Origin of the sequence: Thalassotalea sp. 273M-4, assembly GCF_041410465.1 — a bacterium.
Lineage (GTDB): Bacteria > Pseudomonadota > Gammaproteobacteria > Enterobacterales > Alteromonadaceae > Thalassotalea_A > Thalassotalea_A aquiviva.
Genome location: NZ_CP166961.1, coordinates 3,189,580 through 3,204,173 on the forward strand (window position 1 = coordinate 3,189,580; position 14,594 = coordinate 3,204,173).

The following is a 14,594-nucleotide window of genomic DNA, read 5'->3' on the forward strand; positions in this document are numbered from 1 at the left end:
CATTGCACCTACTAAGGATCACCTTATTTTTGTTTTGGTTCAGTGTCACTACACCCAGATGTTGCATACGCTTTTTCAATCACATCCGCGCTAGTCAGCGTGACATTATTAACTTTAAACGGTTCTTTTTTATCACAACTTTCGATGGTGGCATCAAACGTTAATGTGGCTGTGCCCCCTATGCTTCGGGATAAAGCCAACGCCTCTAAACCAGGCTCCCCTTCATAAGAGCCGCCTAGAGTACCATTATCATTTTCTACACCAACGCTAACAGGGTAAGGGCTTGATGCTACATCACCGTAGGCAATCCACATCTGTTCAGAGCCCACCAATATCCAAATTTGGAATGAGGCTGTATTTGGGTTGTTATAAAAAGGCACATTCTCCCACTCGAAGACAATAAATTGAGCAGGACCCGCATTGAGCACGGCGACATACCAGTTACCGCCATCACATAGATTCAAATCCGTCCAATAAGGCGCCACGATGTTATTTGGCACCGCAGGATCTGGTAACAATTGCGGTGATGCTGGTAACGCTTGACTTGATGCTGTTCCAACTTCAATGCCACCATTAACCGACATGATAACGGATGAATAACTGTTACCCGCAAAATCAAAGCTAGGCAGTCCTTGAAAAATTGATCCCCCATCATCACAATTCCCAGGTAAACTCAGCGGTGCAACACCAAGCCAACTTAATGGATAAAATCCAAATGGCGCAGGACTGGGCACCAAAGACATATTGCCGGTGTCTAATTGTACCTGCCAGGTGACAGAATCTTCAGCCATCATAGCAGCAGACAATTCAACCCCATTTAAAATAGAGGTTGAAAGACTGTCGGGCACAGGGACAACGCCTTCAGGTAACTGATCAAAAATATCAATCGGATCGGCTAGTTGACCATTAGTCACACTGATTTCATAAGTAACAACATCACCTTGTAATGTGTTTTCGCTACTGACGGTTTTAGCCAAATTGATGCTGGTCGATCTTGCGACATTTGCAGCTATTGGCATATGTAAGTCACTCAGATGATTTCTTGCTGGGATTAAATTTATTTGGCCAAAATTCCAACCTTCGGGTGATTGCAGTGTATTGGCTGTAATGGTAATGGTCGCATCTTCTCCTGGATTTAATGCTAGCTTCTTGGGATAAACGCTAATGTCCATAGAATCACTTTGACCATTTAAATGCCAGACCTGATGCTTGTCTGTGGCATTTGTTACAACTCGTGTCCACGTGCACTCTCCAACACACAAATTTGACTGCATACTTGCAAGATTTAAGGTGCTTGGATCACCGCCTATACTCGGATCAGCATTAAGGAAGTTTTCAGGGGTTTCATCTAAAACTAAACCCGCATTTAAAACTTTTTCTAAATCAATTCGACCGGCGCCTAAATCAAACCAATCGGCAGGCGTAACACCATCTTCTTTAAACGTATCTTGGCTTTTAGATGTCATCATTAAGGCGGACTTAATTTCAAAAGGTGTCCAATCGGTCAAACTATTGACTAAAGCCCCACTGCCGGCATTATGAGGACTCGACATCGAAGTGCCTGACAAGAAGCCAAATTCAGCAGGTTCAGCTTCATTGCTGGTATTTATTGCGGCTTTAATACCGACTCCTGGACCTGAGATATCAGGCTTTAGTACACTGATTTTAGTATTAGGACCTCGGGAACTAAAACCAGCCATAATATCGCCATTGCTTGGATCTAAATTGACTGAAAAGCCATCTATTTGAGCCATTGGGTTTTCGGCATTCGCTATCCAGTCTTTTAACGCGCTACCATCGGTATGGCCAATATGGATACCCGGTAAAAAATGCGCATCGCCAACAACCGATTCTCCATTGCCTGGGTCATTGGCTAGAATAAAGCCACCAGCACCACCAGCGAGTACGTTGGCACCCTTAGCAACCCGAGCAATAGAGCCGCGATCACAAACCACTATTTCACCGGAAAATGTGCCTGCAGGAAAGGGTTCAAGACATTGCTCGGGCTCAACATCATTAGCACTTCCATTAGTCGTTGGATAATCACCAGCATAGACAATAGGGGCAGGACCATAAGCACTGGTAAATCCTGCGCCCGTAATGGCATCAAGGCTACCGTTATCAGCAATCAAACCTGATAAGACATTTACGATAGCTCGATTATGGGTCATTGCTCCTGTCGTACTCACCCACGGACCTAAGTGAGCCACGGTATTGGCCGCTGGACCAGAGTTACCCGCAGATGCGGCTACATAAATTCCCGCAGCACTGGCATTTAAAAAACCCAATTCAATGGGATCTGAATACGGATCGCCTCCGCCAGAAATCGAATAGTTTAATGCTTGAATACCATTGGGTAAGTATGAAGAATCAATCACCACCTGATTAATTGCAGCCAATAATGCAGAGCCTGGACAGGAGTCGATACAGACATCATAAGCAATAATATTGGCGTGTGGTGCCACCCCTGAAATTTCACTTTCTAGTTCGGTTGTAGGTGCATAAATAGTGGCATCGGTTAGCACGTTACCAGCCGCGGTGCTGGCGGTATGGCTGCCATGCCCATCACTGTCTTCAGGAGCATTAGGATCAAAAGGAGACTGCACCATGTCCCATGCACCGATTAATTTATCATTACAAAAGTCTGGATTAACCACATCACAATAACTATCAGGGATGTAATTGCCACTGCCTAAAGGATTGGTATGGTCATAACCATCACCACCAATATCTGCAAACGACGGGTGATCATGATTAATGCCCGAATCTAAGATAGCGATAACGCTACCTTCGCCTTTTGAACCAAAGCGAAAATCGGGTTTATGCTGATAGCCCTTAAGCCCTTTTTGTTTGCGGTTTGGATCGTTGGAATTCCACAGAGTTGGCGCCCCTATCCAGGCTGGACCGGCATCTGTTGTCGGATACTCAACTCTTTCTTTGACAACCGAAATGACGTCTGGTTGATGTGCTAATTGTTTTGCTTCCACTTCAGAAAGCTCCATAGCGACGCCATTATAGGCATGCTGATAGGTATATTTGACTTTTAATTCTCGCCCAATAGCTTGTTTACTATTTTCGAGAAACTTCTTTTGTTTTGATTTTAAGTATTTATGATATTTTTTAGTGGCTTTGGCGTTGCCATCTATAAAGAAATTACCCGATGCTTTTGCATTAGTGGCGTCATAACCCTCAATATCACCTTGATAACTGGCAATCGCAGGGTCTTTAAGGCGGACAATGTACGTATCTTTACCACCTGAGGTAACGGGTTGTCCTTTTACAATATTTTCACTAGGGATCAGTACGCTTTGGGAGCTAAATTTATGTTCTGATACAGATAAATCGGCCGCGGCCAAATTAAACGCTAGTGAACAAATTAAAGTGGCACTAATTATAGGTACCTGTTTAATACCCTTCATCGTGGTGAAGAGATGTCGTTTGCCTATCATTAAAATTCTCCGAAATAATTGAAGTTTTCGAGAAATTAGAAATTCAGCAAATAACAATACGAAGGCTAAAGTCGTTAATTTTGTGATAATCCAATAAAAATGCTGGCAAGTCCCTGAGCTAAACTAACGATGTTAATGATAACTTATGATTATTTATTCAGCACTAACACCAAGTATTATTATTTTATTCAATAGTTTCTCGTGAACAATCGTGTTCAAATCGGATGAAAGCAAAAATCATTCCACCCACGCCAACTGCCGTTCTACCAGGCTCTAATGTATGGTTAACGTGAAGAAAAATAAATAATGTAAAAATTTATGACAACAATTCAAGTTTGCTTCGCTACTTAATAGCGTGTTAGCGCCTCGACAACAACACCCAAAAAAGAATAGAAAGACAAATTAATGGCATAAGCATTCACACAGGTAACTGAATGAACGACAGCCAAATTTAAATGAAAACGTTAGTACAAAGGTACAAAGTACAAAGGTGCAAAGGTGCAAAGGTGCAAAGTGATTTTTAACAAGCAAAAATCACTTTACAAAAGTTAGCCAGTGAAGCTCAAAGGATTTAATCAAACCTTAAAATAACTTTACCATCGCTTTTATGCTTACTGTAATGACTGAGTGCTTCGATAAACTGCGCTTGATTAAACACCCCATAGATGTCGGTTTTAAAAACGCCTTGTGCAAACAACTTTTGCACTTTGCGGCTCAGGCTTAATATTTGCCATGGCTTGGCATTTCGCATATGTGTGGCGAGCCAGAAACCTTCAATTCGTTGACCTCTAAAAATCAAATCCCCGACCCCATATTGACCGCCAAAAGGGCTGAGTGTTTCGGTTAACCGACCATATACGATGGCCGTTGAGTTTTTCGGCATACAAGATAATGTCTTGGCGGTATCTATATCGGCAACAGCATCTAAAAAGACGGTCGCATTTAAGCGATGACAGGCTTCTGATAACTGCTGTTCAGTGTCTGGGTATTGGGTATTAATAACAACATCAGCCTGCAATTGCTCTAACACCTGCTTATTTTTTTCCGAGCGAACAGTGGCAATAGTTTTAAGCCCTCTCATTTTGGCATAACGAATCACCCCCTTGCCAACTTGACTCGCGGCGGCATTTAACACAATGGCTGGGCTACCCAGTTCAATTGCCTTTTCTACCAAACATACGGAGGTGCATGGATTGACAATTAACGTCGATGCTTGTTGATCTGAAATATCTTTGCGTACCGGTAAGCAATAGTTCGCTTGGGTAATCGCATAGTCACTCCACAGACCATCGCCACCAGGCTCTGCTGAGAGGGCGACGCGTTTACCCAATAGCCATTTTCCATAGATCCCGGCATTGGCGTCAATGACTTCTCCACAACCTTCAAAACCCGCAATCTTGTCGTGTTGTGACGGTAAGCCGTACTGCCCCATTAAGTAAACCAAATCGGATGGATTTACCGGTGAGGCCAACATTTTCACCAAAACTTGGCCAGGTTTGAGTACCGGTAATGGCTTGGTGGTGAAATTTAATCTTTGCTCGATGTCGGCTTCCATATCCTCGATCAGGTTTAAAGCAAAGCCTTTGAGGCTAGTTGGAACATAAGTAGTTGAAGACATTAGAAACACCTATCTATTAGCAATTGAAAAAAACATCCTAACTATGCCTGAGTGCAAAGTGTAGAACAACCTATTAAGCACCCTAGTTGATGCTGAAAATGGATAGCGCTAACAGCCAACATGATGCCAATACATATAAGACCCAAAGATCTGTGGATGATAGTCTTTACATTTGTTAGCTGTAATTAAGTGTAATCTGATGGTAACAAGCTAGATTCAAGATTCAATATCATATAAGCTCCGTGCTGATACTAATAAATAGTTGTCATACCCCCTATTTTTGCCCCATGCAAAACGGGATGACATCTAAGATTTCATCCATAAGGTAGTAAACAAAATGAAATTATCACGATTCTCTGCAATAACCTCGTTATTGCTTTTAGCCTTTGCTTGGACTCATTCAGCCCAAGCGACCATTGTATTATTTAAAACTTCACAAGGCGATTTTGAAGTAAATCTGCTTGATAACCATACTCCAGAAACAGTTGAAAACTTTCTTCAATATGTCAATGAGCAAGCCTATAACAACACCATAATTCATCGCTCAGTGGATGGCTTTATCACTCAAGGTGGTGGTTTTGTCTTTAACCAAGAAGACAATAAACTAGAGAATGTTGAATCTCACGATCCTGTGGTTAACGAGCCAGTATTTTCTAACGTTAGAGGCACCATTGCGATGGCGAAACTGGGAGGAAAAGAAAACAGCGCTACCAACCAGTGGTTTTTTAATATGGATGATAACAGTGGTAACTTAGACTATCAAAATGGCGGTTTTACCGTATTTGGCGTAGTTGATGAGCAAGGTATGGAAATTATTGACGCTATTAATAACCTAAAAACCTATAACCTAGGCGGAGCATTAGCGGCGCTACCATTGCAAACCGAACCGGCTGAAGATGAAAAGATCACCAATGAGCACTTAGTGATGATTGAATCCGTGACTGTGGTTAATAGTAATGTTGATACCCAACCTGAGCTACCACCAATGACCAGTGATACCAATGAAGACAAAGACTCTTCAGGTGGTAGTCTTAACTTTTGGCTATTGGCAGGCTTATTCACATTAGCCTTTACGCGAGTGAAAAAGTAATTATATGAAACTCAGGGCGTTCATTTTAAAAGCTCCAATTCGGACCATCAGGCTTAAACGAAAACGCAGTGTGTATACACTCAAGCGCCAAATGATCGCCCTGAAGTTTGCGTTAAACCAAGAAAAACAAGAAACCAAAGACATGCTGAAAATATACCACAAGTATACTCAGCGCCAAGCCAGCGACAGTGAAATTAAAGCCGCGAATCAGCAATTTTTTGACCTCTTAAAAGGGGTCGGATTAGGGGTGTTTGCAATTTTACCGTTCGCCCCCATAACCATTCCCATTCTGATCAAAGTTGCATCATCTGTGGGAGTTGAATTGTTGCCTAGTGCATTTATTAGTAGCAACACCCGCTCGAACAAAAAAAATAATAAGTAGCTTGGCTTTACCTTGCTTTTTGTTATTTAAGGCAAGCAACAATATAGAAACAGAGTAGCGCTATGATTCAGCGTTTAATCACACTAGACTATAATTGGATTGTGATTAAAATTAGCGGGATTTTGTTATGCGTTCACTTAAAACCAATAAGCTCTACCTTTCTCTAGCCTTAGCCTCTTCTTTAACCCTGTTGCTTGGGTGTTCAAGCGACGATGATAGCGATAATACTGAATTCGCTTCTTTTTCATTAGGTGTCAGTGATGCGCCTGTTGATGAAATCAGCGATTTATTTATTTGTTTTAGTTCTGTCGAACTTAAGCCTACAGGTGAAGGCGAAGACGTTGTTTTAACCGTTGGTGATAATTCAGAGATGATCAATGCCAACAGTATCTGCCCAGATGCAACCAATACGAGCGGAATCAATGTTATGGATTTCATTGGTGATGACGCTCAAACCTTGGTTCAAGATGCGCAAATCCTACCGGGTGACTACAAAATGCGGGTGGTGATGAGCACAGGATCTTATGCCATTGATGCCGTTACCGGCGAAGAAATCCCTGTTGAGGTGCCTTCTAATGAGTTAAAGCTGGTTAATACCCTGACCTTTGCTCAAGGTGGAAACGCGGCTTATACCCTCGAATTTGACTTAAAAAAATCCATGGTAAATGCCAAGGGTAAAGAAGGCTATAAACTCAAGCCCACAGGCATCCGCTTAGTCAATAACACAGAAGTCGGCACATTATCAGGTTCTGTTTCGGTTGAATTTTTAAACTCAGAGGCCGCCTTAGCAAGTGGCTGTACAACCGGCCAGGCCGAGGGTGAAAGCGTTGGTACGGTTTACTTATATGAAGGTGCTGATGTTGCCATAACCGAGATCAGTGACATTTCAGATCCAGAAGGCTCAAACCCACCGTATGCAACAGCCAATATACTCTCTGATGGCGCCAATAATTTTAGCTATGAGATTGGCTACATTATGGCGGGCATAACATATACCGCGGTTATGAGTTGTTCCAATGACACCTTAGCACCAAACGATGTGAGCTTTATTGAACCCAGCCAAAATGTCGTGATCGAAGCGGAAACCGTCACCACGATTAATTTCTAAAATTTGTTTTGCTCTTTACATTTACAAAGGCGCTTTCTTGCAAGGGCCTTTTTTATGGCCAAGCGACTGTGTTTATCGGTGGCGCCAAGCTTATCTGGTGCGCCCGCGATATTGCATATAACAGCAAAGCCAGATTGTAGACAAAGAACCCCAGATACCATATCCTCGAATAAATACCGATTTGAGGAGCGTTAGTGCACGATGAAACTTATCATGCGAACCGAGTTTGACAATTTACGCCTTAATGACCAGCACAGTTATGATGTTGATAAAAACGGTGACAAACAAGTCGTCAAAATTTATGCGGGAGGGCAATTGATTGCCAAAAAAGTGACCCATAAAAAGTCCATCCGCTATTTCGGGGTGGCCAATTATCAGGATTACCTAACCGAACAAGCCGAATAAAAAAAACCGCTGGTTAATCGCCAGCGGTTTTAATGGTGAACCCTATTTTTATTTGATTGTTATTTTATCGTGTCATTTTTTTATTATATTTTTCGGGTTCTGTTTTCACTCCCTAGTGACTGGTTTTTACAACTTGTTGCTTAATCTCACCAAAAATGCTGTTGCCTTGTTTATCCAACATTTGCATCTCAATGGTGTCGCCAAAGTCCATAAATGGGGTTGTCGGGCTACCGTTTTCAATGGTTTCTATCATTCTTATTTCGGCAATACAGCTGTAACCTACGCCGCCTTCATTAACCGGTTTACCTGGTCCGTCATTGAGTTTATTCGATACCGTGCCAGAACCAATAATGGTACCCGCGACTAAAGGACGAGTTCTAGCAGCGTGTGCGATTAACTGACCAAAATCGAACGTCATGTCAACGCCAGCATCTGGCTTACCAAACAATTCGCCGTTGTATTTTGAATACAAAGGTAAGGCTAATTTACCATCTTGCCATGCTTCGCCAAGTTCATCCACGCTGACACACACCGGACTAAAGGCACTGGATGGTTTTGACTGAAAAAAGCCAAACCCTTTTGCAAGCTCACCTGGGATCAACCCTCGTAATGAAACGTCATTTACAATCATCACTAGCTTTATATGATTCAAGGCTGTCTTAGGGTCAACGCCCATCGGAACGTCATCGGTGATCACCGCAATTTCGGCTTCAAAGTCAATGCCAAAACCTTCGCTCTGGGGCATAACAATATTATCGGTAGGCGCTAAAAAGCTATCCGAACCACCTTGATACATTAACGGGTCAGTCCAAAATGACGCTGGCATTTCGGCATTACGGGCCTTTCGCACCAGCTCAACATGATTAACATAAGCACTGCCATCAGCCCATTGGTATGCTCTTGGTAATGGCGAGTGACAGGCGTTTTGATCAAACCCTAGAGTGTCTAGCTCTCCTGCTTCTAGTTGTTGATATCTTTGCGCTAATTTTTGCTCTACCTGGCCCCAATTATCCAATGCCAGTTGCAAGGTAGGGGCGATATCACTTACGCTGACCATTTGCGTTAAGTCGCTATTAACAAGGTGCAATGCACCATCTCGACCTGATTTTATCGAAGCAAGTTTCATTATTATTTTCCTGTAAATTTTTCACCATTGTGTAACCAAGCAGCATGTTGTGGTGCCTTTTTGGTTTTTGACCACTCTTCGAGCATGTCAGGCGCAATCCGTTTCAATTCCTCTAACATCCCAGGTTTACCTGTATTAGCAGCCAATTCAATACGATGACCATTGGGGTCAAAAAAGTAAATCGATTTAAAAATGGTATGGTCGGTCAACCCAAGAACTTCAACGCCTGCAGCTTCCAATTTAGCTTTGGTATCTTCAAGTTCCGCGATGCTCTCAACTTCAAAAGCAATATGTTGAACCCATAATGGGGTGTTTTGATCTCGTCCCATTTGTGGTGAATTGGGAATTTCAAAAAACGCCAACACATTACCCTGCCCTGCGTCTAAAAACACATGCATATAAGGGTCTGGCTCTTTCGTTGACGGAACTTCGTTTTCAGCAATCGCCAGTAAAAATTCCATGCCCAACAGATCGCGATAAAACGCCACCGTTTCTTTGGCGTCGTTGCAACGATATGCAACATGATGAATTCGCTTAATAGCCATAGAGCACCTACGCTTTTTCGATTTCGGCTTTAATAACACCGCGTTCTATTTGATCGCGTTCAATCGACTCGAACAAAGCTTTAAAATTGCCTTCACCAAAACCTTCATCTTGTTTTCGTTGGATAAACTCAAAGAACACAGGGCCCAGCAAAGTATCAGAGAAAATTTGCAATAACAGCTTAGGTTGTCCGCCTTCGGTTGTACCATCGAGTAAAATACCACGCGCTTGCAGCTCTTTTACTGGCTCGCCATGACCCGGTAAACGCGCTTCGAGCATCTCGTAGTAGGTGTCAGGGGGTGGCGTCATAAATTTGATGCCTTGTTGTTTTAATTTATCCCAACAGGCAATAATGTCATCACAGGCAAAAGCGATATGTTGAATACCTTCCCCATTGTATTGCATTAAATATTCTTCGATTTGGCCACCACCGCCCGCTTCTTCATTTAGTGGAATACGGATTTTACCATCGGGCGCGGTCATCGCTTTTGAGGTTAAACCTGTGTATTCCCCTTTAATGTCAAAGTAGCGGATTTCACGAAAATTAAATAAATCTTCATAATACTTTGCCCAATATGCCATTCGGCCTCGATAGACGTTATGAGTTAGGTGATCTAAGGTGTGAAAACCACAACCTTTGGGGTGTTTGTCGACCCCCTCTATCCACTCAAAGTCAATATCATAAATGGTGTTAGAACCTTGGTAGCGATCGATAAGGTATAAGGTTGCACCACCAATGCCTTTTATCGCCGGTAATCGTAATTCCATCGGGCCAGTATCAACATGCACCGGTTGAGCGCCTTTTTCAAGACAGGCGTTGTACGCAAAATGCGCATCTTTAACCCGAAACGCCATCCCGCAGGCCGAAGGCCCGTGTTCCTCGGCATAGTAAGATGCATGGCTTTTGGGCTCATAGTTGGTAATAAAATTAATGTCGCCCTGGCGCCATAGTTCAACCGCTTTAGACTTGTGTTTAGCAACCAAGGTAAAGCCCATTGAGCTGAAAACAGGTTCTAAGATACCGCGCTCAGGTGCGGTAAACTCCACAAATTCAAAGCCATCTAGGCCCATTGGATTTTCAAATAAATCTGCCACGTTGCTCTCCACCGATTGATGATAAAACCGACTAAAAATTGATTTAAAGACGGTCTTTAATCATTGTTGTCTGGTTTTTTTTGTTATTATTTTTTATTATTAGTTTCAATTGCAACCATATTAGTTTCAAATGAAACCAATATCAACACCATTAGGTCACTTAAACTTTATGACGACTGGCACATTAACTTTACAAGACTTTTTACCTTATCGCCTTTCAGCATTGTCCAATCGGATTTCACAATCGTTGGCCAGTCAATATTCAGCGCAATTTGGTCTAAGTGTACAAGAATGGCGAATTTTGGCGGTATTGGGCGAGGCCAATACGCTTTCGGCTGTGGCCATTACTAATCGTATTGCCATGGATAAAGTTGCAGTTTCACGTGCGGTAAAGAAATTAATAGAGAAAGGACTGATCCAAAAGTGTATGGATGAAAGCGACAACCGCCGCTTTGAGTTGGCGTTAACCGCCACCGGACGTGAGACTTACAATAAGCTCACTCCGATAGCGCTCGCACATGAACAGCGCGTGGTCGCAAAGTTAAATGAATCAGAGCAACAACTGTTGTTTGATTTATTAAATAAGCTCGATACAACCGCGCTTTAACTCTACGATTATCATGTTGCATTTTTAACGTATTATCAAAACAATAAACACAGCCACTTTGCCAAATTAACTTGCTGATTTTAGTGCGATTTGTGATTCTGCCTGCCTATGTTGACTTGACTCAGTGGCGACCTTTTCTTTTGCCAACCAAAGGTAGAAAATAGGTAGCACCAACAAAGTGAAAAAAGTACCAATAATCATTCCGGCCACCAAAATGATACCAATACTGTTACGCGCTTCAGCACCCGCGCCGGTCACCAAAACCAATGGGAAGTGACCTAAGACCGTTGCCGCCGTGGTCATTAGTACCGGACGTAATCGTGTTGTTGCTGCTTCAATAACCGCATCAAATTTTGACTTGCCTTGCATCTGTACATGATTGGCAAATTCGACAATTAAAATACCATTTTTAGCAATCAAACCAATTAAGGTTACCAACCCTATCTGCGAGTAGATATTAATGGTCGTTAACCCTAAAAATGGCAGTAGCATGGCACCGCTTAACGCCAATGGCACACACCCGATCAGAATCACCAGCGGATCTCTGAAACTGTTAAATTGTAAGGCTAGTATTAAAAATACAATCACTAGAGAAATCGCCATCACCATTAACAGCGAATTTCCTTCTTGGCGAATTTGTCGAGACTCACCAGCATAATCTAAGCTGTAATTATTGGGTAAAATCGCTTTCGCTTTACTTTCTAGCACCGACAAGGCTTGCTCTTTAGTCACCCCAGGTAGCACCCCACCATAGATACGAAATGAGTTCAATTGATTGAAAGAGCCCAATGCTCTAGGCACTGTTTTCCACTCGATATGGGCAAAATCACTGATTGGAATAAGCTCGTTATTGGGCAGTTTGATTGTTAAATCGAGTATTTTTTCTGGATTTTGATGGACATAATCATTCACCATAGGAATGACCCGATACGCTTTACCATTATCGTTAAATCGATTTACATAATGACTCGATAAATATGTTGATAGTTGATCGCTGACCGCACTGACACTGAGTCCTAAATCGGCAATTTTGTCTCTATCAAGTTGCAAATCGACTTGTGGCAAGTCGATTTTTAAATCGGTATCGGCATACAAAAACATACCACTTTGATAGGCTGCCGCCATCAGTTTGTCAGCATATTGCTTCATTTGTGAAAACGGCGCCGCCGATTTGACCACCAACTCAACGTCAAATTGACCCGCTGTTGGTAATGGTGACGGCTGAACTGGCAATATATTTAATGCAGTAGAGCGCGCAAGTTCGCCATAAACCTGAGGTAGCATTTGATCGATGCTTTGACTGCGCTTATCCGCACTTTCAAGCTCCAAGCCGCCAAACCCACCACCGGGCATCAATATTTGCCACATTTTTCTCGCACCATCGACCGCTAATAAGCTATCAACCAGAGGGAGCATATTATCTTCACTGTATGATAACGACGCATCGGGTGGGGCTTGTAACACTAAAATGACACTGCTTTGATCTTCTATTGGCGCCAGCTCTTTTGCTGATTGTTGATAAAACGGCACAATCAATAACGCCACGACCACGGCAATTAAAAGCACACTTGCTCGGTTGTTCATCACCTGCGTCAACAACTTTGCGTACTGTTTTTGTACCCGATCAAAAAGATGATTTACTTTCATTGTAAGCGCCGATTCTGTTCCTCCTTCAGGGCAAACATAGGCGCTCATAATTGGAGATAAGGTGGTGGCGACAACACCAGAGATAACCACTGCGATTGCCAAGGTAAAGGCAAATTCCTTGAACAATACCCCAGTTAAGCCCGATAAAAACCCTATTGGCGCGTAAACCATCGCCAAAGTAATGGTCATTGAAATAATAGGCACCAACAACTGTCTTGAGCTTAATAACGCCGCTTGAATTTTCGGCATACCTTGGCGCATATGACGGGCAACATTTTCCACAACGACAATCGCGTCATCAACGACCAACCCGACCGATAACACGATGGCCAAAACGGTTAATAAATTTAGGGTAAAGCCCATCAGAGAAATAACCGCAATGGCGCCTAAAATGGAAATAGGAATTGTGATCAGAGGAACCAACGCGGTGCGAAATGAACCCATTAGCATCACCACTACGATACCAACTAAAAGCACCGTCTCTAACAAGGTCGTAACGATTTCACGCAGAGCATCGCGCATGTATAAGGTGCCGTCGTAAGCAACATTAATATTAAACTGACCGTTACTGTTGGCGTTTATCTGATCAATGACCTTGTACAAAGCATCGCCAATGGCGATTTCATTGGCTCCGGGTAGTCCCCAAACCGAAATATAGACCGTATCTGACTTGTTATATCGAGCAGTGGTAAACGCTTGTTCTGAAGCATAGGCAATGTCGGCAATGTCTTGCAGATAAATGGTTCCATTATGATCACTTTTTACAATAAGACGTTCAAAATCACTGACCGAGGACATCTGGGTATTGGCCACCAGATCAATTTTTTGTTGTCGGCTTTCACTAAAACCTAGAGTAGAAATTCGGTTATTGGCATTAATGGCTTGGTAGACTTGGTCGGCACTTAAACCAAAGATGTTCATTTTTTCCAAATCAAGCCAAACTCGCATAGCCGGTGTCCGTTTCCCTTCGATATCGGCTTTTTGTACCCCATCGATGTTACTGATCAGAGGGTTGACTTCACGCGACAGAAAATCAGTAAGTTGCTCAAGGCTCACATTTTCAGCTTCGACATTAAGGTAAAACACTGCGTACGGGCGATCTGTTCGGGTTATCGTGACCGTTGGGTCTTCCGCTCCTTGCGGGAGTTCGTATCGAATTTGACTCAATCGAGTATTCAACTCAGATAAGGCATCGGTTGGGTTTTGATTGAGTTTAAGCCAAGCGGTGACCGTACTACTGCCCGAGGTGGTATTAGAGTCGACAAACTCTACACCGGGTACTGACGCTGCCGCTTTCTCAATAGGGTCCGTAACAAAACCTTTGACCACAGCAGCAGAGGCTCCTGTATATTGAGTAGAAATCGACAACGAGGCACTTTCCATTAATGGAAACTGCAATACTGAAATTTTATTCACCGCTAATATACCCGCTAAGCAAATAAACAGCGACAAAACAATGGCAATAACCGGCTTTTGCACAAAGGCATCCATAACACCTTTATTTGAATGACCTAGACTACTCAT

Annotated in this window: 11 protein-coding genes; 5 read left to right on the top strand and 6 right to left on the bottom strand. The window is 42.8% G+C overall.

Translation table 11 applies throughout. The annotated features are described in order from the left end of the window. Positions 1-23: 23 nt before the first annotated feature. Positions 24-3,449: a S8 family serine peptidase gene (locus tag ACAY00_RS14175; RefSeq protein ID WP_371375107.1), complete on the bottom strand. Its 3,426-nt coding sequence runs from the start codon at positions 3,447-3,449 to the stop codon at positions 24-26. A 571-nt stretch (positions 3,450-4,020) separates the two neighbouring features. Further along, on the bottom strand, positions 4,021-5,067 hold the full coding sequence (locus ACAY00_RS14180) for a zinc-binding dehydrogenase (RefSeq protein WP_371375109.1): 1,047 nt from the start codon (positions 5,065-5,067) through the stop codon (positions 4,021-4,023). Between the two features lie 337 nt (positions 5,068-5,404). Here ACAY00_RS14180 and ACAY00_RS14185 point away from each other — a divergent pair, with 337 nt between their 5' ends. From ACAY00_RS14185 to ACAY00_RS14200, 4 genes are all read left to right on the top strand, one after another. Next, entirely contained in the window at positions 5,405-6,157 is a 753-nt protein-coding gene (locus ACAY00_RS14185) for a peptidylprolyl isomerase (protein ID WP_371375111.1), read from the top strand. 70 nt (positions 6,158-6,227) lie between these two features. Further along, the gene (locus ACAY00_RS14190; protein WP_371375113.1) at positions 6,228-6,539 is read left to right on the top strand and encodes a hypothetical protein; all 312 of its coding nucleotides are present in this window, start codon (positions 6,228-6,230) and stop codon (positions 6,537-6,539) included. Positions 6,540-6,666: 127 nt separating this feature from the next. Beyond that, entirely contained in the window at positions 6,667-7,647 is a 981-nt protein-coding gene (locus tag ACAY00_RS14195) for a DUF4382 domain-containing protein (RefSeq protein ID WP_371375116.1), read from the top strand. 201 nt (positions 7,648-7,848) lie between these two features. Next, entirely contained in the window at positions 7,849-8,052 is a 204-nt protein-coding gene (locus ACAY00_RS14200; protein ID WP_371375118.1) for a hypothetical protein, read from the top strand. A 112-nt stretch (positions 8,053-8,164) separates the two neighbouring features. On the opposite strand, the gene ACAY00_RS14205 is transcribed toward ACAY00_RS14200, so the two are convergent. Genes ACAY00_RS14205 through hppD form a run of 3 tightly spaced genes read right to left on the bottom strand, consistent with a single transcriptional unit; the run spans position 8,165 to position 10,816 of the window. After that, positions 8,165-9,178 carry a fumarylacetoacetate hydrolase family protein gene (locus tag ACAY00_RS14205; RefSeq protein WP_371375120.1) on the bottom strand — a complete coding sequence of 338 codons (1,014 nt, stop codon included), beginning with the start codon at positions 9,176-9,178 and terminating at the stop codon, positions 8,165-8,167. Between the two features lie 2 nt (positions 9,179-9,180). After that, positions 9,181-9,723, bottom strand: coding sequence for a VOC family protein (locus tag ACAY00_RS14210; RefSeq protein ID WP_371375122.1), 543 nt, complete (start codon positions 9,721-9,723; stop codon positions 9,181-9,183). A gap of 7 nt (positions 9,724-9,730) precedes the next feature. After that, complete coding sequence (gene hppD / locus ACAY00_RS14215; protein ID WP_371375124.1) at positions 9,731-10,816, bottom strand: 4-hydroxyphenylpyruvate dioxygenase; 1,086 nt, start codon at positions 10,814-10,816, stop codon at positions 9,731-9,733. A 130-nt stretch (positions 10,817-10,946) separates the two neighbouring features. On the opposite strand from hppD, the gene ACAY00_RS14220 reads away from it, so the two are divergent. Further along, the gene (locus ACAY00_RS14220; protein WP_371375127.1) at positions 10,947-11,423 is read left to right on the top strand and encodes a MarR family winged helix-turn-helix transcriptional regulator; all 477 of its coding nucleotides are present in this window, start codon (positions 10,947-10,949) and stop codon (positions 11,421-11,423) included. Positions 11,424-11,489: 66 nt separating this feature from the next. Here the strand turns inward: ACAY00_RS14220 and ACAY00_RS14225 are convergent, their stop codons facing one another. Continuing rightward, a complete protein-coding gene (locus tag ACAY00_RS14225; protein WP_371375130.1) occupies positions 11,490-14,594 on the bottom strand; it encodes an efflux RND transporter permease subunit in 3,105 nt (1,034 codons plus the stop codon).